Genomic DNA, 21,289 nt, shown 5'->3' on the forward strand with positions numbered 1-21,289 from the left:
TTACATTAAACCTAATACCAAAGCAAGTTTAACATGGGTAAGGTAGTCAAAAGCTTCAGAGTAGAAGAATACTGGTGGCAAGCCCTGAAAGATTACTGTAATCGTGCCGGTAAATCCTTGAGTGAAACCCTATCAGAAGCCATTGCAGAATATCTGGCTCGACATCAGCTGGAAGATAAAAAAAGACTTATAGAAAATCTTCCCAAACTTTCTTTGGGGATAAAGAAACTGGATCGCCGCGATATCTATGAAGATTGGGATTGATACTAATATTTTGGTTTATTATTTGGATGTCAAAAGCCCCTTTCATAAAGATATAAAAAGAAAACTAGATAAACTGATTATGGAAAATCGAGCGGTGGTAACTCCGCAGAATTTTATAGAACTCTCTTCGGTCTTGACTAAAAAAGAAGTTACCCCTGAGATTATTGAAGAAATTGTACAAACTATTTCAAGACTTTTTGTTATAGTTTGGCCTGATGAAAATACACTTACAAAATTTTTTGAACTTCTGAAAACTTATCCCAGACGGGGAGTAAAGGTTTTTGATTTGTTTTTGGTGGCCACCTTTTTAAGCCACCATATTCATACCATTTATTCCTATAATACGAAAGACTTTCAGGACATAAAAGAAATTAACCTCTACTAATCGCTATAAACAAACGCTTAACGAAACCCCGGATCAGGCGCAGGGGATGGAAGGTTACCGGAGAAAGTTTTTCGGGAAGCCCGAAATCCGAGAGATCCGGAAAATCGGGCGAGGTGCTCACCTCTTCGGGTCTGGCACCGTAAAGACGCATCCTGAGGGCCGTTCGCCAGAGGGGGACCTCTTTCGGAGAAAGACCCAGGGCCAGATAAAGGGCGGTGTCGAGGGCCACGGGGTCTTTGGACGCAAAAAGAAGGCCCAGCTCCCTGGGCCGGCCTCCGGTGGGGCCGCGTTCCTCCATGGCCACAATAGCGTCAATCAGGTTTATGCCCACCGGCAAAAGCTCCCCCACTTCGAGGATCGTGCGGAAAAAGAGGTCGCCTTTCTCCCCCAGTCGGGCGTGAAACAGGGGTTTTTGCCAGCCCACCACGCAGCCGAAGAGGTTCTTCACCGCCAGTGTAAGAAGAAGCTGATCGTGAGCCTTAAACCTGGGTAGATTCACGATCAAATCGGCACAAAGGGCTTCCCGGGCCAGCCTCACGGTAACCCCGCAGGCCAGCCTTACGGGGACTGAAGGAGTGAAACGGACGATTCTCACGGGAAGGCCGGAAAGAGCCCGGGTGAGTCCCGAGGCCCGGGCCACGCTCCGGGCCGTGCCGAAGGCCGGCGAGTCCCCCACCGTGACCTCCGCTCCCCGCTCCAGCAACCACTCGCACACCGCCCGCACCACCACCGGATGGGTGCAGGAAAGGGCGGCGTTCCTCGGGGCCACCAGGTTGGGTTTCACCAGCACGCGCTGTCCCGGGACGACCTCGAAGCGGAGTTCCCGGAAAAGCCCGGCCACCGCCCCTCGCACCCCGGCGGGCTCGTAGGAAACACAGTACGCACACCGTACGGGAATCCCGGACACCTCGACCTTCCCTCCGCCAGTCTCCTTCGGTACAGTTAATCGCTTCCGCGACCTCCGGCCCCGTTTAACGAATCGTGGCCTTCCGTTTTGCTAAATTCTCGGAAAGCCATTATAACCTTTAATTCAAAGGTCTAACGGTAAACAATCAGGAGGCCGGAAATGAAGCTGCGTCGTCTGGCGGTGAGCGAAGAAGGTTTCGTCTTCGATCCGGAGACCGGAAACAGTTATACGGTAAACGAAACCGGACTCCGGATCCTGAGGCACCTTAAAGAGGGACTACCCCCCGAAAAGATCGTGGCGGAGCTGGTGAAGGAGTACGAGGTGAGCCCCGAGGAGGCGGAAAGAGATCTCTACGAGTTTGTGGAGACCCTGAAGGGACTCGGGCTGTGGGAGGGTGAACATGGTTAAGGTGGCCGTCTCAGGCATTAATGCCGTGGACAATCCGGGGCCGGGACTGGGCATCATCAAGGGACTGCGGGAGGGAAAGATCCCGGTATCCATCGTGGGGCTGGCCTACGACGCCATGGAACCGGGCGTTTACCTTACGGAACTCATAGATCGGGCCTATCTCATGCCCTACCCCTCCGAGGGCGAGGAACCCTTCCTGAATCGCCTCCTTTACATCAAGGAACGGGAGGGCCTGGAGGTGGTCATCCCGGCTCTCGACGCGGAGCTTCCCCTTTTCATAGATCTGGCTCCGCGACTGGCCTCTTACGGCCTCAAGACCTTTCTTCCCACCCGCAAACAGTTCCGACTGCGGGCCAAGGATCACCTCCCCGTGGTGGCCGAGGCCGTGGGCATAAAGACCCCCACCACCCTGTCGGTCTCCTCCTACGAGGAACTGGGCCGCGCCCTTTCCGGACTCCGGTTTCCGGTGATGGTCAAGGGCCTTTTTTACAGAGCCCTGCGGGCCTACACCGAGACCGAGGCCAGGCAGCACTTCCAGACCATCGCCGCGGAATGGGGCTACCCCGTGATCCTTCAGGAGGTGGTGGAGGGCGAGGAAATGAATGTGGTGGGCGTGGGAGACGGAGAGGGTGGACACTTCGGTCTCTTGGCCATCAAAAAGCTCTGGATCACCTCCCTCGGGAAAATCTGGACCGGGGTTACGGTGACCCATCCGGGACTTCTCGCCGCCGCGGAGGAATTCGTGCGACACTTTCGCTGGCGAGGAGCCTTCGAGCTCGAGACCATCGTTTCCGGAGAGGACATTTACCTCATCGAGATCAATCCCCGCTTTCCGGCCTGGGTGTACTTCGCCGTGGGAGTGGGGATAAACCTTCCGGAAAGACTGCTCCGGGCCGCCCTGGGGCAGGAACCCGAGAGAGACTGGGAATATCCCGCGGGAAAGCTCTACATCCGCTTCACCGACGATCTGGTAACGGATCTAGAGATATTTCAGCACATGGTCACCAGGGGGGAAAGATGAAAAGAACTTATCAGAAACCCACCATCGTCAAACTCCAGGTCGGTCTCCTACGGGACAAAAAAAGCGGTCTTTCCCGGCTCCTGCGACGGGAGATCGACGGAGTGCCGGTAAGAGATCTGGTGGAACGATTCGGGTCTCCGCTCTTCGTCTTTTCCGAAAGAAGACTGCGTCAGCAGTTTCGGCACCTGAAAAGACTCTTCGAGGGATACTATCCCCGGGTGGAATTCAGCTGGTCTTACAAGACCAACTATCTGGACGCCATCTGCCGCATCTTTCACCAGGAGGGGGCCAGCGCGGAGGTGGTTTCGGACTTCGAATACGAAAAGGCTCGAAGGCTAGGGATGTCCGGAGACCGGATCGTTTTCAACGGACCTTACAAGCCCAAAGAAGTCCTGCGCAAAGCGGTGGAGGAGGGAGCCCGCATAAATGCGGATTCCCTGGACGAGATCCTGGATCTGGAGGAAATCGCCCGGGAGACGGGGCAAAAGATCCGTATCGGTCTCCGGGTGAACATGGACACCGGGATTTACCCCCGATGGGATCGGTTCGGTTTCAACCTGGAGTCCGGCGAGGTGCTCAATGTGGCCCGGAGGATCGCCGCCGGAGGCCGGCTCGAGGTGGTGGGCCTTCACTGTCATCAGGGCACCTTCATCCTGGAGCCGGAGGCTTACGGTCGGGCCGCGGAAAAGCTGGTGCGTCTCGCCCGCAGGCTGGAGGAAGAGTTCGGCTGGACCATCGAGTATCTGGATCTGGGCGGAGGGTTTCCCTCCCGCAACCGTCTAAAGGGACTCTACCTTCCTCCGGAGGTGGCGGTGCCACCGCTTTCGGAATACGCGGAGCGGATCGGCCGGGCCCTTCTGGCCTCTCTCCCCCCGGGAGACTACCCCCTCTTGATCCTGGAGACCGGAAGGGCCCTGGTGGACGAGGCCGGCTTTCTCATCACCACCGTGCGGGCCTGCAAGCGTCTTCCGGATGGCCGGCGGGCCTATGTGCTCGACGCGGGAGTGAACCTGCTCTTCACCTCCTTCTGGTACCACTTCCGGGTGGAAATAGAGAAAGAGGTGGCCGGTCCCCCGGAGCCCTGCGTGCTCTACGGCCCCCTGTGCATGAACATAGATGTGGTGGAGGAAAACGCCCTACTCCCTCCCCTTTCCCGGGGCACCAGGCTGATCCTGTCCCCGGTAGGAGCCTACAATGTGACCCAGTGGATGCAGTTCATCACCTACCGACCCCGGGTGGTCCTCGTTACCGAGGAGGGAAGGGTTGAAGTGATCCGCGAGGCCGAAACCCTGGAGGACATCGTAGCCCGGGAAAGGATACCCGAACACCTGCGATGAGAGACTTAAGGCCCGTCGCAAACTCCATCCTGAACAGTTACTCCGGGGTGCTCTTTTTCTCCCGCCCGGCCGGCGGACTGGCCATCCTGCTTTTCACCCTGGTACTCAATCCCAATCTGGGGCTTTCCGCCCTGGTCTGCCTGCTCTCCGCCTACCTCTGCGCCCGCCTCCTGGGCCTTAAGGAAGACTTTCTGCGACTGGACTTCTACATATACAACCCCCTGCTGGTGGGGCTCTCCATAGGCTACTTCTTCCGGCTCGACCTCCTGAGTCTCCTCTTCCTGGTGCTCATGGGTGTCTTCACCTTCTTTCTGACCTACGGCCTTTCCTCGGCCTTCTCTTACTACCTCAGACTTCCCGTGCTGAGCCTTCCCTTCGTGATCGGAAGTCTCATCGCCACCCTGGCCTCCTACCACTATTCCAACCTGTTCGTAAAGGCCCTTTACGCCCGCAAACTCTTCCTTTTCACCTCCCTTCCCCTGTGGCTTGACGGCTTCCTTAGGGCCCTGGGAGCGGTGTTTTTCATGCCCCATCCCCTGGTGGGGCTGGGACTCTTTCTGGTGCTTCTTCTGGCCTCTCGCATCCTGGCTTTTCTCGCTCTGGCGGGGTATCTGGCCGGAAGCCTCCTGGTCTACCTCTTCACCGGCTCCTCCGCGGAGGCCTTTTCCAACCTCGCCCACTTCAACTTTATCCTCATCGCCATGGCCCTGGGTGGGGTCTTCCTGATTCCCTCACCCAGGAGCTACCTCCTGGCGCTCATCGCCTCCGCCATGGCCGTCCCCCTCACCGAGGCCTCCCGGGCCTTCTGGGAAAGGTTCGGTCTTCCGGCCTTTGCCCTGCCCTTCAATCTAACCACCCTGCTGGTGCTGTACGCGCTGGGGGTCTCGGGATACCGTCGTCTCACCGGTTATTATCGTGGAACCCCGGAAAGCACCCTGGATCACTACCTGACCTGGGAGAAACGGTTTCCCTCCACGGCCTGGGAAGTGGAGCTTCCGGTGAGCGGTCGCTGGACGGTGTGGCAGGGTCCGGACGGACAGTTCACCCACAAGGGGCCCTGGCGATACGCCCTCGATTTCGTGATTACCGACGAGGAGGGACGCACCCACGGCGGAGACGGAACGCGCCTTGAGGACTACTACGCCTACCGCAAGCCCGTTCTCTCCCCGGTGAGCGGGCGCGTGGTGGAGGTGGTGGACGGTCTCCCGGACGAGCCTCCGGGCTCGGCCAACCGCGAACAGCCCTGGGGCAACTATGTAGTCATCCACGACCAGCGGGGTTTTTACGCGGTGCTGGCCCACCTGAGCCCGGGCACCGTAAAGGTAAAGAAGGGGGACTGGGTGGTGAAGGGAGCCCTCGTAGGGCTTTGCGGAAGTTCCGGCTATTCTCCGGAACCGCATCTCCACCTCCACCTTCAAACCGGGCCGGAGCTGGGGTCTCCCACCATTCCCTTCCTCTTCAGCGGCTATCTCAGGAACGGAGAGTTTCACGCCCTTTCCCTTCCCGCCGAAGGGGAAACGGTGGAACCCGCCCTCCCGGAAAAACGGCTCAAACAGAGCCTCAACCTTCTTCTGGGACAAAAATTCACCTACGAGGTACAAGGGGAGGAAGGCTCCGAGGAAATCCTCCACCTGGAGGTAAAGATGGCCCCTGACGGGACCTTTTACCTCACCGACGGAAAGGCGCGTCTTTACTTCGCCCAGCGGGGGGCGGCCTTCTGTTTCCTGAATTACGAGGGGACGAACCGTTCCCCCCTGCGCTGGTTCTTCCTGGCCGCCCCTAGGATCCCCCTGAACCTCCGCCCGGGGATCTCCTGGTCTGACCACCTTCCGCTGGAAATCCTGCTGCCTCCCCTCAAAAAAGGGCTGTATCTCTTCCTGATTTCCTTCTGGCCCTCTTTTTTGCGTCTGGAGGCCCGCTATCAGGCCCTGGGAAGATTTGACTTCCGCGGAAGGATTATCTTTAATGATTATGAGGTGGAAACCGCTGTAAAAATCCATCCCCTGGCGGGGTTTGAGGAAGTGGTTATCCGGAGAAAAGGACGAACCCTGAGACTTAGACGGAGGGAAAACGATGAGGAGAATGCTTAGAACGGTTCTCACGGTATTGGCCCTGGGACTTTTCCTGGCCGGAGGAACCCCTGCGGGAACCCTCAAAAAGTACATGGCCCTGTACGGGACCTATCTCAACTACGGCAACTCTCGTTTCAAGGAGGACGGGTACGCCCTCACCGCTTACGGGAGTTTCGGAGACGGCCTTCACCACGGGGTGGAAGCCGCGGTCTCTCAGCTTCACCTGAACTACGACTCCGGCTATAACGATCTGGATCAGACCGACCTAACCCTGGCCTACACCAACACCGGAAGCCTCCATCCCAACCTCTCCTTGCGGGTGGGGGGCCACTACATCTCCAGCGACGACGACCTCACCGACGACGGAAAGATCGTTTTCGGAGACCTCACCTATCTCGTGCCCTATCGCTGGAATGTGGGTCTTGAGGTGGCCTACTCGGATTATCACCGGGGGGTGGATGTGCTCCAGTTCTCCCCGCACGCGGGCTACTTCCTGAAGCTGGGCGAGCGCTCTCTCTATCTCGAAGCCCGGGGCTACTACATAAACCTGGACGAAAACGAAAAACTGGGCCTTTCCATGGAAAACTACTACTCCCTGGAGCTTTCGGCCACCTGCACCCGGGGACCTTTAAGCGTCAAGCTTTCCGGGTGGGCGGGGCAGCAGGTCTTTGCGGTGAAACGGGCCGGGTTCGTGGTTTACAACCTCACCGAAAAGTATCGGGGCGGAGTGACCGGGGAGGTAACCTATCGCTATCGGAAAAAGTATGTCCTGGGTCTTACGGCGAGCTGGAACACCTATAAGGAGATCGAGTCCGAAAAAGCCGTGAACCAGAGCGTGCTCACCGCCTTTTTCGGTTTCAACTTTTAACCGCGGCCCGCGGAGGGGTACGGGTGAGGTCTCTGGTCCGGGGAGGGCTTTTTCTCCTGGGGCTTCTGGTGTGGTGGGGCGCCCCGCTCAAGGCCCTGGACTACGAGGCCATAAAGAAGGCCTATTACGAGTCCTATCGTCTGGAGCGGGAGGGGCGCTATGCCCGGGCCCGGGAGGCCCTGCGTCCGGTCTACGAGACCTTTCCCCGGGCCTACACGGTTAACCTCCGTCTGGGCTGGCTTTACTACCTGGAGGGACGCTATCGAAACGCCATAGAGCATTACCAGATCGCCGCGGCCGCGGCGCCGCAGGCGGTGGAACCCCTCCTGGGGCTGAGTCTTCCCTATCTGGCCCGTAAGGACTGGCGAAGGGTGGAGGAACTGATGTACCGCGTTCTCAAGATCGACTACTACAATTATTACGGCAACCTGCGCCTGGCCCGTGCCCTCAGGGAGGAGAAAAAGTACCGCCAGGCCGAGGCGGTGTGCCGGAAGATGCTGGCCCTTTATCCCACCGATGTGGCCTTCCTCACCGAGCTGGCCCTGACCCTGGAACTTTCCGGTCGCCACAGGGAGGCCCGCACCCTTTTCGGAGACATCCTCATCCTGGATCCCGGCAACCGGGTGGCCCGCCGATACCTCTCCGGGAATCGCTAGACCTTTCCCCCCGGGGTATTTGCAGTAAAATAAGTTCCATGCGCACCGTAACCGTGGAAGGAGTCACCCTGCACCTCTCGCATCCCGACGAGCTCCACCTGGTCTGCGTGGGCCAGGAGGAGATCATTCAGCAGATCCTTGCGGCCTGGATGCTGGTGGACGAGCGGGACCTCCCCCTCAACCCCCGTCTGGTGGGCAAACCCGGCGTGGGGAAGACCACCCTGGCCTACGCCGCGGCGAAGAGGCTCTCCCGCGAGGTCTATATCTTCCAGGCCACGGTGGACACGCGTCCCGAGGATCTCATCGTGACTCCGGTCATCTCCGAGGAGGGCCGGATCAGGTACATGGCCAGTCCTATCGTCACCGCCATGATCCGGGGCGGAGTGGCCATCATCGACGAGGCCAACCGCATGAGCGAAAAGAGCTGGGCCTCCCTGGCTCCGCTTCTGGACTCCCGGCGCTATGTGGAGTCCATCGTGGCCGGCATAAAGATCCAGGCCCATCCCGACTTCCGTCTCTGCGTAACCATGAACGAGGACGCCTCCACCTTTGACCTCCCGGAGTACATCCATTCGCGCCTCCAGCCCCAGATCTTCGTGGACTTTCCGGAGGCCGAGGAGGAAAGGGAGATCCTGCGGGCCAACCTGCCCTTTGCCGACGAAGACCTTCTCAATTACCTGGTCTCCTTTCTTCAGGCCGCTCATCGCGGCGGCGAGCCCTACAGCGTGCGCGACGGGGTAAACATCGGCCGTTACGCCCTCAAGCGGCTCCGGAGTTGTGACCGGGAACGCCCCCTCGCGGAAGTACTGCGGCAGGCGGTGATCCAGATCCTGGGGCCCGAGGCCCTGGTTTACCTTCCGGAAGGCGGAGAATCCCGCGGTAGGCCGCGCCTCCGTCCGGTCTAGTCATGTTCCGGATCGTCCAGGGGGGCACGGAATTCTTCCTTCTCCCGATCCTTCATGGGAGCCTGGAGTTCGCTCAGGCGGTTCACCTTCGTCTCCGCGAGATCGAACCCGAGGCCGTGGCGGTGGAATATCCTCCCACGCTCGCCGGGCCTATCCTCCGGGCGGTCCGGCGTCTTCCGTACCTTTCGGTGATCCACTACACCGAACGGGACGGTACCGAGGTGTATCTCGTGGTGGAGCCGGTGGAGCCCCTGATCGAGGCCGCAAGGTTCGCCCTGGAGAGGGAACTTCCGGTCTTCTTCGTGGATCTGGACCTGGAGGGCTATCCGGGAAGAAGAGACCCCTTTCCGGATCCCTATCTGGTTTTCCGTCTGGGCTACGAGCGCTATGTGGAGGAGGCCCTGCGGGTGGACTTTCCTCCGCTTCCTCAGGACGAAAGCCGCGAGCTGGCCATGGCCTACGGGCTCCGCAAACTGGCCGGGCGCTTCCGCCGGGTGGCCTTCGTGGTGGGGCTGGCTCACGCGCGTCGGGTGGGGGCCTGGCTTGCCCGGCCCGATCTTCCCACCCCTCTGGCCTCCGCTCGCCGTGAAGGAGTGAGGGTCTTTCACCTCTCCGCCGAGGGGTCGCGGGAGGTGCTCTCGGAGGTCGGTTTCCTCCAGGGAGCCTACGAGGAGGCCCGCCGGCTGGGGAAACTCCCCCTCGACCGGATCCGGCTTCACGAAGAGCTGGTACGAAAGGCCGGTGAGGCCTACGCCCGGGAATTCCGGGAGGTCCTCCCTCCACGGGCCCTTGCGGTGATGCGACAGTTCAGAAGGAACTGGGCCCTCCTTTCCGGACGCCTGATTCCGGACTTCTATCAGCTTCTGGTGGCCGCCCGGGGGACGGGGGGCGACGATTTTGCCTGGCACCTGTGGGAGATCGGAACCCGCTATCCCTATCAGACGGAAACCCCCGATCTGGTGCCGCTGGACCTGCGCCTTGAGGATCTGATGAAACCTCACCGCCGGATCCGCTTCTTCCGCCGCATGAAACCCCTTCACCGGCGCCGACTCGTTCCCGTTAAAAAGAGACCCCCGGAACGCCGGCCCGGGGAGTGGAAGGAGGCCTGGAAGGGGGGAAACATCTGCTCCTTCCCCCCGGAGGACATCGTGATCGAGAACTTCGGGCGCGAGGCCATGCGTCGGGCCCTGCGGGTGATCTCCGAGGAGCTCCGCCGGGTGGAACCCTTCACGGTGTCCCTCAAAGACGGACCAGACCTTCGCGAGACCATACGCCGCTGGCACGAGGGGCGCATCTATGTGGTGGACGCCCCGGCGGCCCCGGGGCGCGCCGGATCGGTGGTGGTCATCTTCGAGGAGGACGATCCCCCTCCCGGTGGCCGGGAGGAATACCCCTGGAAACTCACCTGGCACGGGGAACACGAAGAGGAGTCCGACATGGCCTTCTACGCCACCCCGCCCGGGGAGGTGGTCATAGGGCCGGGGATCTCCCGCTGCGTTTACGGGGGATTCATGCTCACCTATCCCCCCATGCGGGTCTACGATGTCTGGAGCGACTCCTACTTCGACTTCGCCCGCACCAAGGCCGAACGCCTGCTTCTCGCCGGCATAGATTATTCCCTGGAACGGTACATCGTCTATGTGGCCCGGAGACCTCCGAGCGCTCTGGCGCGAAGCTTTGCCGCTCGACAGGGCAAAAAGGTGGTCTATCTACCCCTGGGCAGTTTCTCGCCCCTTCTCCTCCGGCGGATCCGTACCTTTCATGTGCTCGAAGGGCACCATGTACGCTCCTACGCCCATCGGTTCATAAATACCGATCCTCAACAGGGGTGAGACCCCTCAACACTCCCCCCGCACCTCTCGATTCAGACGCTCGAAGAATTCCTCCATGAAACGGTGGCGTTCCTCGGCCAGTCGGCGTCCGCTCCGGGTGAGCAGACGATCCTTTATCTTCGAAAGCTTGAGCTTGAACTCCCGCCAGGCGGTGTCCTCCGCTGAGTAGGGTTCGGTCTTTTCGAGGTCCACCTCCGGATTGTGAAGGCGGGCCCCCACCTCGCCGGCGAAAAGAAAGGCCCGGCCTATTCCCACCGCACCGAGACTGTCCAGTTTATCGGCATCAAAGAGGACCTTCTCCTCGAGGGTTTCCGGGGGTTCTCCCCGCCGAAACCGGTGGCGTCTTATGGCCCGTACCACCCGTTCGATGAAGTCCCGGGGAAGGCCTTCCTCCTCGAGAATCCTTCGGGCCAGCTCGGCCCCGTATTCAGCGTGGCAGATACGCCCCCGGGTGCGGGCTTCCTCGCCGCGACCTATGTCGTGAAGGAGGGCCGCCACCCGCACCACCTCCGGGTCGGCGCCTTCCTCACGGGCCAGACGCTCGGCCAGTCGCAGCACCCGCTCCACATGATCCAGGCGATGCGAGGTCCCGTTGGCCTCGTAAAGCTTTCGGGCTCGCTCCCGTAGTCTCTCCCAGGTGGCCTGATCAAGCCTCATGCCGAAACCTCCACCACAGGAGAAAGATAAGCCCCCCGGAGACCAGGGCCGCAATCCTAAGGGCCGGGGCCGCCCCCACCCTTTCGGCCACCGCCCCCCAGAAAAGGCTTCCCGCCGGGAAAAGCCCGAAGAAGCACCAGCTGAAAAGCCCCAGCACCCGCCCCCGCATCTCGTCCTCGCACAGGGTCTGAACCCGGGCGTTTCCGTTCATGATGATATTTACCATGAGAAACCCGACGAGGGCCAGAAGGAGTCCTCCCTTAAGGATCCCTCCTCCCAGGGTAAGGAAAAAGATCGCCGGCGGAAGAAGCAGGGCCGAAAAGAAGATGAGCCTTCCCTGGGGGAGACGACGCCCCAGGGTGCCGGCAAAGCCCGCTCCGAGAAGCGCCCCCAGCCCGTTTGCCGCCATAAAGAAGCTGAACTCCCGGGCTCCTCCGTGGTAGAGTTCGCGGGTGAGGGGGGGAAGGAGCACCGCGTAGGGAAAGAGCCCCACGCTCACCAGCATTACCAGAAGGAGGACTCCCTTTATGGCGGGTCTCCGGGCGGCATAGGAAAGACCCTCCCGCAGGGAAAGGAAAAGACCGGTTCGGGGGGGTTTGCGTTCCTCCGGGAGGTCCATAAGCGCCACCGCCGTCATCACCGGGAGGTAACTCGCCGCGTTGAAGAGAAAGCAGTAGGCCAGCCCGGAGAAGGCCATGAGCCAGCCGGCGAGCGCCGGCCCCAGGAAACGGGAAAGGTTAAAGGCGAGAGAATGAAGGGATAGGGCCGAGACCAGGTCCTCCCTGCCCACCATGTCGTAGATGAAGGCGTTGCGCACCGGAAACTCCAGGGCCACTCCCACGCCCAGAAGAAAGGCCAGCAGAAGGATGTGCCAGGGGCGGATCAGCCCGGTGAAAACCAGGAGAAAGAGGAGAAACGCGGAAAGGGCGGCCACGGACTGGGCCGCGATCAGCACCTTCCTCTTGGAGAAGTGGTCGGCGATGACCCCGGCAGGAAGGGCCAGAAGGAGCACCGGGAAGGAACCCAGGGCTCCGAGAAGCCCCAGGTAGGCCGAGGAACCGGTCAGCTCGTAAAGGAGCCAGCGCTGGGCCGTGGTGTGCACCCAGCGGCCGAGAAGGGAAAGGCCCTGAGCCATGATGAAGTAACGAAAGTGTTTCCTGCGCAGAGGCAGAACCAGTCCCTGCGCCAGTTCCACCCAGAAAGCCATGGCCCTAATCTTAACCGCGAGGCCCCCCTTTGCCTAGAAAGGCCGAAGCTGCTAATCTTTGCCTGAAAAGCTCCGAGGAGGGAGGGTCATGGAGATCAATCCCGAGAAAGAGGTAGCGGCCCTGGTGGGGAAACTTATGCTGGCGGCGGCCCGGACGGCCCCCAAGGCCCGGGGACAGGACGAACTGGTAACCGCTCTGGTCGTTGAGGGGGAGGAAAAGGAGGCCCTCGCCCGGGAGATGGAGAGGGTGGCCGAGAGGGGTAAGGCCTTTGCCTTTTTCAAGCGCGACGCGGACAATGTGCGAAGGGCCGAGGCCGTGGTCCTCATCGGACTCGATTTCAAGCGACCGGTGGGGGTGAACTGCCGGGGGTGCGGCTTTGACTGCGAGGGTATCCTCAAGGCGGAAAGAAGCGCGGGGGATTACGAGGGGCCGGTCTGTGCCATGCGCCTCATTGATCTGGGGATAGCGGTTGGTTCGGCGGTGAGCGTGGCCAAGGACCTCTGCGTGGACAACCGGGTGATGTACACCATCGGTGTGGCGGCCCGGAGGCTGGGATGGCTCTCGGCGCAGGTGGTGCTGGGGATACCCCTGAGCATCAAGGGCAAGAACATCTTCTTTGATCGCAAGGCATGAACGGTAAGGCCCTGGCCCTGTGGCTTCTGACCCTCCTCTTCTGGGGGTCTTCGCCTTTGCTCGAAAAGCTGGCCCTGCGGGCCGTCTCGCCCCTCCTCGCGCTCACCATTCGAACCTCCGTTGCGGCGGTGGCCCTGGTGCTGGCGGCCCTTCTCACCGGCGAGGCCGGCGGGATCCCGGAGGTCAGCCCGCGGGATCTCCTGATCCTCGGGGCAAGCGGGATTCTCGCCGGGTTTCTGGGGATGCTCACCTATTTTTCCCTCCTCAAGACCGGAGCGGCCTCAAAGATCGTTCCCCTCACCGCGGCCTATCCCCTGGTAACCGCGGTGCTGGCCCTCCTGATTCTCCGGGAGGATTTGACCCTTACGCGTCTTCTGGGAATACTTTTAACCGTGGCGGGGCTGATAATCCTTCAGAGGAGCTGAGGGGTGCGCAATCAGGAGGTGGCGGAGGTCTTCAAAAAGGTGGCGGCCCTTCTCGAGATCAAGGGGGAGAATCCCTACCGGGTGCGGGCCTATCAGCGGGCGGCTCAGAACCTCGAGGCCTTAACCCGGGATGTGGAGGAGCTGGCCCGCCGGGGGCAGCTTACCCGCATACCGGGCATAGGGGCGGATCTGGCCGGAAAGATCAAGGAGATCCTGGAGACCGGTACCCTTTCCCTGTACGAGGAGCTCAAACGGGAGATCCCCGCGGAGCTCCTGAAATTCCTCGAGATCCCCGGACTCGGCCCCAAAAAGGCCAAACTCATTTACGACGCCCTGGGCATAAAGACCCTGGAGGACCTGGAGAAAGCCTGCCTGGAACACAAGATCGCCCGACTTCCGGGGATGGGCTACAAGACCGAGGAGAAGATTCTGAAGGGGCTCAAGCTCCTGCGGGAAAAGATCGGCCGCAGGCCTCTCGGAGAGGTGCTGCCGCTGGCGGAGGAACTCCTCGATTATCTGCGGAAAAAGGCCCCGGTGGATCGCATCGCGGTGGCGGGAAGCATTCGCCGCCGCCGGGAAACCGTGAAGGACATCGACATCCTGGTCACCTCCCGGAATCCTCTCCGCGTAATGGAGACCTTCGTGGCCTTCGGCCGGGTGGAAGAGGTCCTGGCCCACGGCGAGACCAAGACCAGCGTGCGCATAAGCCCGGGGATACAGGTGGACCTCCGGGTGGTGGACCCGGAGTGCTGGGGGGCGGCGCTGGCCTACTTCACCGGCTCCAAGGCTCACAACATTCGTATCCGGGAGATGGGGGTGGAGCGGGGGCTTAAGATCAACGAGTACGGCGTCTTCCGGGGAGACCGGAGGATCGGAGGCCGGGAGGAAGAGGAAGTCTTCGCCGCGGTGGGACTTCCCTGGATTCCGCCGGAACTGCGGGAGGATCGGGGGGAGATAGAGGCCGCCCTTGAGGGACGACTTCCGGATCTCGTTAAGTACGAAGACCTGCACGGCGACGCCCATGTGCACTCCAAGTACAGCGACGGGCACTCGAGTCTCGAGGAGATCGCGGCCTTTGCGGAATCCCTGGGGCTTTCCTGGGTGGGGATCTGCGATCATTCCCAGGGTCTCAAGGTGGCCGGAGGGGTGCCAGTGGAGGCCCTGATGGAGAAAAAACGGGCCATCGAGGAATTCAACCGGCGTTCGAAAGGGGTGAAACTGATTTTCGGAGCCGAGGTGGACATTCGGGCGGACGGAACGCTGGACTATCCCGACGAGGTGCTCGCCGAGATCGATCTCGTCATCGCCGCCATCCACACCGGGTTTCAGCAGCCGGAGGAACAGCTCACCGCCCGGGCGGTGGCGGCCCTCTCCCATCCCCTGGTGCACGCCCTGGCCCATCCCACGGGTCGGCTGCTGGGTGAACGCGAGCCCTACGCCCTGGACCTCACCAGGGTGATCGAGGCGGCGGCCGGGCACGGCAAGGCCCTGGAAATAAACGCCTTTTACAACCGCCTGGATCTGAACGACATCCACGCCCGCCAGGCCCGGGAGGCCGGGGTGAAGCTCCTCATCGGGACCGACGCCCACATCGCCGACCAGATGGCCCAGCTCGCCCTGGGGGTGGCCGTGGCCCGAAGGGCTTGGTGTGAGAAAGAGGATGTGCTAAATACATTATCGTACGAGGAATTTCTGGACTGGCTCAAAAAGGTGAGGGGGCAATTCTGATGGGTCGGAAACGCGTACATGTCTGGATCTCCGGGAGAGTTCAGGGGGTCTGGTTCCGGTCCTACACCAAAAAGGAGGCCGACCGGCTGGGGGTAAAGGGCTGGGTGCGCAATCTCCCCGACGGAAGGGTGGAGGCCGTTTTCGAGGGGGAGGAAGAGGCGGTGGAGGCCATGGTGCGCTGGTGTCATGTGGGCTCGCCTCTTGCGGAGGTCACCGGTGTGGAGGCCGTGGAGGAACCCTACACCGGTGAGTTCAGGGACTTTTCCATAAGGTATTGATCCCATGATCGACCCCGAAAGGCTGAAACTGGAATTCCTGACCCTGGCGGGTATAGACAGTCCCTCCACCCGGGAGAGGGATCTCGCCCAGCACCTGATTTCGGTGTTCGAGGCCCTGGGAGGGGAGTGTTTCTTCGACCACTCCGCGGTTTACAGTCGCTCCAACACCGGGAACCTCATCGTGAGGATCCCCGGGCGTTCCGACCTGGAGCCTCTTCTTCTCTCCGCCCATCTCGACACGGTGGAGCCCACGCCGGAGGTCCAACCGGTGGAGGAGGCCGGGATTATTCGGAACGAAAAAGGGGGGCTCGTCGGGGCCGACGACAAGAGCGGCATTGCGGTTATCATCGAGCTGGTGCGGGCGCTTCGGGATTCCGGGGCTTCCCATCCCCCGCTTGAGCTGGTCTTCACCACCTGTGAGGAGATCGGGCTTTTCGGCGCCCGATACCTGGATTACCGGCTGCTCAGGGCGAAGATGGGCTACATCCTGGACTCGGAGGACCCCCGAAAGGTTATCGTGAAGGCTCCGGAGGCCATAAAATTCAGGTTGAAGGTGCTGGGCCGGGCCGCGCACACCGGACTCGAGCCGGAAAAGGGCCTCAGCGCCATAAAACTGGCCGCCGAGGCGCTGGCCCGCCTTCCCAACGGACGCATCGACGAGGAAACCACCCTCAACTTCGGCACCATCAAGGGGGGTAAAGCCACCAACATCGTTCCCGAGGAGGTGCTCATCGAAGGGGAAATACGGAGTCACGACACCGCAAAGATAGACTCCCTGTGGGAGAGGATCAACGAGACCTTTCGGGAGGTCTGTTCGCCCCCGGAGCCCGACGGTCGTCCGGCTTTCTCCGCTCACCGGGAGGAGATGTTTCCCCGTTTCCGCGTGGATCCGGAACATCCGGTGCTGAGGTTGCTTTCCCGGGCGGCCTCACGCCTGGGGATGGATCTGGAGTACGCCAAGAGCGAGGGGGGCTCGGACGCCAACATCTTCAACCGGAACGGTATCACCTGCGTGATCCTGGGCACGGGGATGCGTCGGGTGCACTCCCCGGAGGAATACCTGGTGGTGGAGGACATGGTCCTCTGCACGAAGCTCCTTTATGAAGTGGTGGTCAGCGCCGGGGAGGGCGCTCTCCAGCCTGATTAACTTCTTCTTCCCGGACCGTTGCCTCCGATGCGGAATCCGTCCGGGCCCGGAACGGTTTCTCTGCCCGAACTGCCGGAAGGATCTTCCCCGTCTCACGACCGGGTGTCCGGTCTGCGCCGTTCCCTATCCGGAAGGGGTGCCTCCGCACCCCTGCGGAAGGTGTCTTTCGGGACGAAGTTTCGATAGGGTGATAAGCCCTTTCCGTTACGAAGCTCCGGTGAGCGACTGGATTCGGGCCCTTAAGTTCGGGGAGGATTTTTCTCTCGCCCGCCCTCTGGGAAGACTTCTACGCCAGGGCCTTCCGGAAGCCCTCTCCTGGGACCTGGTGGTCCCGGTGCCCCTTTCCCGGGAACGCCTCCTTAAGAGGGGTTTCAACCAGAGCGCCCTGCTGGCCCGCTTTGCCTTCGGGGATTTCGCGGACCTTCTGGTGCGCGTGCGCGAGACCAGACCCCAGAACGAACTTTCCGGCTCCGAACGCCGGCTAAATGTTAGGAGGGCCTTTGCGGTGAGGCCCGGAATTTCGCTTCTCGGCACACGGGTCCTCCTCGTGGACGATGTGCTCACCACCGGGGCCACGGCGGAGGAATGCGCCCAAGTGCTCAAGGAGGCCGGGGCCGCGGAGGTAATCGTGGCGGTGCTCGCCCGGGCCTCAAAAAGTTGATAGACTTGAAGAAAGGAGGTAAAGCGCATGGGGGTCATTTTTAAGACCGTAAGGCTCAGGGGTTCAAAGGGGGAGAGGGAGGTGAGGGCCCTCTTCGACTCCGGGGCCAGCATGTCCTTCATCAGGGAGGGTCTGGCCCGGGAGCTGGGAATGATAGAGCCCCTTCCCGATCCCCTGCGCTTTGAGACCGCCAAGGCCGGAGAGGAACTGGTGGTGGATCGCAGAGTCGTGCTGGACTTCTATCTGGACGGGGACCGGCTTTCGGACGAGTTTCTGGTGGTGTCCGACGACTGGGCCACGGAGGAGGTGATCGTGGGGGCCTCCACCTTTCAGAAGTGGCGTCTGGTGCCGGACTTTGAAAGGGAGGAGGTGTACAGCGCCCGTCCGGTGAAAAAACACATGCTAAAACGAAGGAAAAACTCCCCCCGGATATGAAAATCGCCCTCCTTCAGGCCGGCTCGGAGGAAGAACTCCGGAGGTTGCTTCACACGGTAAGGGAAGTCGATCTGGTGGTGGCTCCGGAGCTGGCCCTCACCGGATACGAGGACCTGAAACCGGAAAGGGCCGAAGAGACCCTGCGATCCCTGAAGGATTGGGTGGGGCGGGTCGGAATCCCTGTCCTTCTTGGACATCCCGTCTTTCGGGAAGGAAGGCCTTACAACGGCGCTCTGCTGCTTTTTCAGGGAAAAGAGGAGGTGGTGGCGGAAAAGAGGGTCCTTTTTCCGGGGCTTGATGCGGAGTGTGGCTTCCGCCCCGGGGAGATCTCGCGGGTCTTTCCGCTTACGGAGGAATTTCACGGGGGCGTGCTCATCTGTTACGAACTGCGTTTTCCCGAGCTGGCCCGGGCGCTCGTAGCCCGGGGAGCGGGGGTGATCTTCGTGCTGGCCCGGTGGCCGGCCTCGCGGATCGAACATCTCCACCTTCTGGCCCGGGCCAGGGCCGTGGAGAACCAGGTCTTCGTGGTGGTGGTAAACGCCGTGGGCACCCTTAAAGGGGAAAAGCTGGGCGGGAGGAGTATGGTGGTCTCCCCCCGGGGGGAGATCCTGGCCCGGGCCGGAGCGGAGGAGACCGTGCTCACGGCGGATCTCGTCCCGGAGGAGCTTCACGCGGCCCGGGGGCTTTTCAACACCTCGGCTTCCCGTCCGGTCCCCTCCGCCGCGGAGAAGGTAAAGAGCCTTCCGGAACTGCTGGAAGAGGTGGCCCGGCGCAGGAAACTCGGGCACCGGATGGTCTTCACCAACGGGTGTTTCGATCTGCTGCACGCCGGACATGTTAGTTATCTCGAGGAGGCTCGCCGGCTGGGGGACTTTCTGGTGGTGGGACTCAACTCCGACGCGTCGGTTAGGCGCCTCAAGGGGCCGGAGCGCCCCGTTAATCCCGCCGAACATCGGGCCCTGGTTCTCGCCGCCCTTTCCTGCGTGGACTATGTGGTGATCTTCGAGGAGGACACCCCCGAAAGGCTCATCCGGGCCCTCTCGCCGGAGGTGCTGGTGAAGGGGGCGGACTGGCCCGAGGACCGGATCGTGGGGGCGGACTATGTGAAGGCCCGCGGGGGACGGGTGGCGCGGATCCCCTTCCGGTTCCGGGTCTCCACCACCCGTATCATCGAGCGGATTCGACGGCCCGCCACCCCAGATCGAAGGCCCGAAGGTTCAGATCGAGATAGGCGGGCTTAACCGCCTTCTTCAGGGCCGCAAGGAAGGCCTCGCGCCCGAAGGGAAGCACGCCCGTGGCGGCCAGAGCCCCGAGCAAAACCACATTCAGGGCCCGGGTGGATCCGGCCTCCTGGGCCAGCTCCTCCCCGGAAAGGAGATACACCCGGGGAAGAACCCCCCTGAGTCTTTGAAGCAGTGGCGGAAGCTCCGGATAGGTGGCGAGACCGTCCTTTACGATCTGGGGCACCACGGGATCGGTACTTACTATGGCCGTGGCCTCCTTCCTGCACCGGGAAAGGGCCCGGAGGGCCTCCACCGGCTCCAGGGCCACGAGCACATCGGCCTCTCCCGGTGAAATATAGGGGCTCCGGACCGCCCCGACCACGATGTTCGTCTCCACCACTCCTCCCCTCTGGGCCATTCCGTGGACCTCGCTCATGGCCACGGGATATCCCTCCCGAAGGGCCGCTTCGCCCAGAACCCGCGAAAAAAGGAGTATCCCCTGACCTCCCACGCCCACCGCAAGGATCCGGTAACCCTCAGCCATCGCCTCCTCCTAGCCCTTGAATTTAGCCCGGTAGAGTACACAGGGCGCCTTGGAAACGATCACTCCGAGTTTCCCGGAGGTGAAAATCGGTTTGACGGCCTCCGCCGCTTCCTTCTTCCGGTAGGGATTGATCTCCACCGTGGGAATCCCCAGGCTCCGGCAGAACTCCGTTATGGAAATCACCGGCCTTTCCCGGAGGGACTCCGGACGCAATTCCTGCGAGGGAACGGGCTGATGGCCGGTCATGGCCGTGGTGTCGTTGTCCAGCACCACCAGGGTGAAGTTGTGCCCCTGGTAGAGGGCGTTTATGAGCGGGGGGATGCCTGCGTGGAAAAAGGTGGAATCCCCGATGAAGGCCACGATCCGCTGGTCCGTGGCCACGGAGAAACCGCAGGCCGATCCTGCGCTTGAGCCCATGCAGAGGAGGTAATCGGCCATCCGGAGCGGAGGAAGCAGCCCCAGGGTGTAGCAGCCGATGTCGGTGGGATAGACGGTGTTCTCCTCCTCGCCGAGCTCGCGCAGTACCTCCTTGACCACCCGGTAGGTCTCCCGGTGGGGGCAGCCGGGACAGAGCGTGGGCGGCCTCGGGGGGAGTTCGGGAACCCAGGAGGTATCCGGGATCTCCGGGGGTCGATAGTCCACTCCGAAGGCCCGGGCCAGGGCCTCCCGAACCTGGCCGGGGTGAAATTCGTGATAGCGGGGAAGATATCCCTCGGCCTTGCCCAGGATCCGCACGGAAAGGCCCCTTTCAGCCACCACCACCTTTAAAGCTTCCTCGAGATAGGGCTCGAGTTCCTCCACCACCAGGCATCGCTCAAGCCCGGAGAGAAACTCCGCCGCGAGATTCCGGGGGAAGGGATGGGTGAAACCCAGAAGTAGCACGGAGACCTCGTCCGAGAGCCCGAGTTCCTCCAGGGCGTCGAGCACATAAAGGACCGAAACGCCGGAGGCCACCACCCCCAGAGGTCCCTTCCTGATCATGCGGTTCCATTCCGAACGGGAGGCCAGTTCCTCGGCCTCCCGGGCCTTTTCCAGTAGAATCCGGTGGCGTTCGCGGGCCACCGCCGGTACCGGGATCCAGCGTTTGAGGTCCTTCTCGAAACGGCCCTTCTCAAAGGAGGAGTAATCCCGGACCCTTCCGCAGGTAACCACCCCGCGGGCGTGGGAGACCCGGGTGGTGGTTCGCAGGATCACCGGGAGCTCCAGTCTTTCCGAAAGCTCGAAGGCGTAGGCGGTCATGCGCCGGGCCTCCTCCGGGGTGGCCGGCTCGAGCATGGGCACCCCGGAAAGCCGGGCGTAGTAACGATTGTCCTGCTCGTTCTGGCTGGAATGGCAAGAGGGGTCGTCGGCGGTGACCACCACCATCCCGGCCCGCACCCCCACATAGGCCAGGGTAAGGAAGGGATCCGCGGCCACATTGAGCCCCACATGTTTCATGCAGGTCAGCGAACGAAGTCCGCTGGCCGCGGCCGCAGCCGCCACTTCCATGGCCACCTTCTCGTTCACCGAAAACTCGAAGTAAAGCCCCGGAAGCTCCCGGGAAAGGGCAAAGAGGTTGTTCCCTATCTCCGAGGAGGGAGTCCCCGGATAGGCCGCACCCACCCGGACTCCGGCCTCAAGCGCTCCGCGCACTATGGCCTCGTTTCCCAGAAAAAGGACCCTTTCACCTTCCCGCGGCGCAAGTACCGGATGCAT

Annotated in this window: 23 protein-coding genes; 18 read left to right on the top strand and 5 right to left on the bottom strand. The window is 61.7% G+C overall.

The window, feature by feature from the left end; all coding sequences use genetic code 11:
* The first annotated feature begins 33 nt into the window (after positions 1-33).
* Complete coding sequence (locus tag K3767_RS06750; protein WP_221172805.1) at positions 34-264, top strand: hypothetical protein; 231 nt, start codon at positions 34-36, stop codon at positions 262-264.
* Entirely contained in the window at positions 248-649 is a 402-nt protein-coding gene (locus K3767_RS06755; RefSeq protein WP_221172806.1) for a PIN domain-containing protein, read from the top strand. Before K3767_RS06750 ends, K3767_RS06755 begins: the two co-directional genes overlap by 17 nt.
* Here K3767_RS06755 and K3767_RS06760 read toward each other — a convergent pair.
* The gene (locus tag K3767_RS06760) at positions 636-1,556 is read right to left on the bottom strand and encodes a DUF362 domain-containing protein (RefSeq protein ID WP_221172807.1); all 921 of its coding nucleotides are present in this window, start codon (positions 1,554-1,556) and stop codon (positions 636-638) included. The genes K3767_RS06755 and K3767_RS06760 overlap by 14 nt on opposite strands.
* A gap of 159 nt (positions 1,557-1,715) precedes the next feature.
* Between K3767_RS06760 and K3767_RS06765 the strand changes: the two genes are divergently transcribed.
* The 8 genes from K3767_RS06765 to K3767_RS06800 are packed head-to-tail and all read left to right on the top strand — an operon-like array spanning position 1,716 to position 10,655.
* Positions 1,716-1,964, top strand: coding sequence for an HPr-rel-A system PqqD family peptide chaperone (locus K3767_RS06765; protein WP_221172808.1), 249 nt, complete (start codon positions 1,716-1,718; stop codon positions 1,962-1,964).
* Complete coding sequence (locus tag K3767_RS06770) at positions 1,957-2,985, top strand: ATP-grasp domain-containing protein (protein WP_221172809.1); 1,029 nt, start codon at positions 1,957-1,959, stop codon at positions 2,983-2,985. Before K3767_RS06765 ends, K3767_RS06770 begins: the two co-directional genes overlap by 8 nt.
* On the top strand, positions 2,982-4,322 hold the full coding sequence (locus tag K3767_RS06775) for an alanine racemase (RefSeq protein WP_221172810.1): 1,341 nt from the start codon (positions 2,982-2,984) through the stop codon (positions 4,320-4,322). The genes K3767_RS06770 and K3767_RS06775 overlap by 4 nt, the downstream gene beginning before the upstream one ends.
* Positions 4,319-6,412 carry an urea transporter gene (locus K3767_RS06780; protein ID WP_221172811.1) on the top strand — a complete coding sequence of 698 codons (2,094 nt, stop codon included), beginning with the start codon at positions 4,319-4,321 and terminating at the stop codon, positions 6,410-6,412. Before K3767_RS06775 ends, K3767_RS06780 begins: the two co-directional genes overlap by 4 nt.
* Positions 6,396-7,262, top strand: a complete 867-nt coding sequence (locus tag K3767_RS06785) for a hypothetical protein (RefSeq protein ID WP_221172812.1) — start codon at positions 6,396-6,398, stop codon at positions 7,260-7,262. The genes K3767_RS06780 and K3767_RS06785 overlap by 17 nt, the downstream gene beginning before the upstream one ends.
* Before the next feature lie 23 nt (positions 7,263-7,285).
* Complete coding sequence (locus K3767_RS06790; RefSeq protein WP_255592329.1) at positions 7,286-7,918, top strand: lipopolysaccharide assembly protein LapB; 633 nt, start codon at positions 7,286-7,288, stop codon at positions 7,916-7,918.
* 38 nt (positions 7,919-7,956) lie between these two features.
* Complete coding sequence (locus K3767_RS06795) at positions 7,957-8,823, top strand: MoxR family ATPase (protein WP_221172813.1); 867 nt, start codon at positions 7,957-7,959, stop codon at positions 8,821-8,823.
* Positions 8,824-8,825: 2 nt separating this feature from the next.
* Complete coding sequence (locus K3767_RS06800) at positions 8,826-10,655, top strand: hypothetical protein (RefSeq protein WP_221172814.1); 1,830 nt, start codon at positions 8,826-8,828, stop codon at positions 10,653-10,655.
* Positions 10,656-10,661: 6 nt separating this feature from the next.
* Here K3767_RS06800 and K3767_RS06805 read toward each other — a convergent pair whose 3' ends face one another.
* Both K3767_RS06805 and K3767_RS06810 read right to left on the bottom strand, forming a co-directional pair.
* On the bottom strand, positions 10,662-11,312 hold the full coding sequence (locus K3767_RS06805) for an HD domain-containing protein (protein WP_221172815.1): 651 nt from the start codon (positions 11,310-11,312) through the stop codon (positions 10,662-10,664).
* Positions 11,302-12,519, bottom strand: a complete 1,218-nt coding sequence (locus K3767_RS06810; protein WP_221172816.1) for an MFS transporter — start codon at positions 12,517-12,519, stop codon at positions 11,302-11,304. Before K3767_RS06810 ends, K3767_RS06805 begins: the two co-directional genes overlap by 11 nt.
* An 88-nt stretch (positions 12,520-12,607) precedes the next feature.
* On the opposite strand from K3767_RS06810, the gene K3767_RS06815 reads away from it, so the two are divergent.
* Genes K3767_RS06815 through rfaE2 form a run of 8 tightly spaced genes read left to right on the top strand, consistent with a single transcriptional unit; the run spans position 12,608 to position 19,068 of the window.
* On the top strand, positions 12,608-13,153 hold the full coding sequence (locus K3767_RS06815) for a ferredoxin domain-containing protein (protein WP_221172817.1): 546 nt from the start codon (positions 12,608-12,610) through the stop codon (positions 13,151-13,153).
* Complete coding sequence (locus K3767_RS06820) at positions 13,150-13,578, top strand: EamA family transporter (RefSeq protein ID WP_221172818.1); 429 nt, start codon at positions 13,150-13,152, stop codon at positions 13,576-13,578. The genes K3767_RS06815 and K3767_RS06820 overlap by 4 nt, the downstream gene beginning before the upstream one ends.
* 3 nt (positions 13,579-13,581) lie before the next feature.
* Positions 13,582-15,306: a DNA polymerase/3'-5' exonuclease PolX gene (gene polX, locus K3767_RS06825; protein WP_221172819.1), complete on the top strand. Its 1,725-nt coding sequence runs from the start codon at positions 13,582-13,584 to the stop codon at positions 15,304-15,306.
* On the top strand, positions 15,306-15,584 hold the full coding sequence (locus K3767_RS06830) for an acylphosphatase (protein WP_221172820.1): 279 nt from the start codon (positions 15,306-15,308) through the stop codon (positions 15,582-15,584). The genes polX and K3767_RS06830 overlap by 1 nt, the downstream gene beginning before the upstream one ends.
* A 4-nt stretch (positions 15,585-15,588) precedes the next feature.
* Positions 15,589-16,731 carry a M20/M25/M40 family metallo-hydrolase gene (locus tag K3767_RS06835; protein WP_221172821.1) on the top strand — a complete coding sequence of 381 codons (1,143 nt, stop codon included), beginning with the start codon at positions 15,589-15,591 and terminating at the stop codon, positions 16,729-16,731.
* On the top strand, positions 16,685-17,392 hold the full coding sequence (locus K3767_RS06840; RefSeq protein WP_221172822.1) for a ComF family protein: 708 nt from the start codon (positions 16,685-16,687) through the stop codon (positions 17,390-17,392). Before K3767_RS06835 ends, K3767_RS06840 begins: the two co-directional genes overlap by 47 nt.
* 27 nt (positions 17,393-17,419) lie before the next feature.
* Positions 17,420-17,827: a retropepsin-like aspartic protease gene (locus K3767_RS06845; RefSeq protein ID WP_221172823.1), complete on the top strand. Its 408-nt coding sequence runs from the start codon at positions 17,420-17,422 to the stop codon at positions 17,825-17,827.
* The gene (gene rfaE2, locus K3767_RS06850) at positions 17,824-19,068 is read left to right on the top strand and encodes a D-glycero-beta-D-manno-heptose 1-phosphate adenylyltransferase (RefSeq protein WP_221172824.1); all 1,245 of its coding nucleotides are present in this window, start codon (positions 17,824-17,826) and stop codon (positions 19,066-19,068) included. Before K3767_RS06845 ends, rfaE2 begins: the two co-directional genes overlap by 4 nt.
* Here rfaE2 and K3767_RS06855 read toward each other — a convergent pair.
* Both K3767_RS06855 and iorA read right to left on the bottom strand, forming a co-directional pair.
* Positions 18,995-19,594: an indolepyruvate oxidoreductase subunit beta gene (locus tag K3767_RS06855; protein ID WP_221172825.1), complete on the bottom strand. Its 600-nt coding sequence runs from the start codon at positions 19,592-19,594 to the stop codon at positions 18,995-18,997. The two genes, rfaE2 and K3767_RS06855, sit on opposite strands and share 74 nt — an antisense overlap.
* 9 nt (positions 19,595-19,603) lie before the next feature.
* Entirely contained in the window at positions 19,604-21,289 is a 1,686-nt protein-coding gene (gene iorA / locus K3767_RS06860; RefSeq protein WP_221173122.1) for an indolepyruvate ferredoxin oxidoreductase subunit alpha, read from the bottom strand.

The organism is Thermosulfurimonas sp. F29, from assembly GCF_019688735.1.
Taxonomy (GTDB): domain Bacteria; phylum Desulfobacterota; class Thermodesulfobacteria; order Thermodesulfobacteriales; family Thermodesulfobacteriaceae; genus Thermosulfurimonas_A.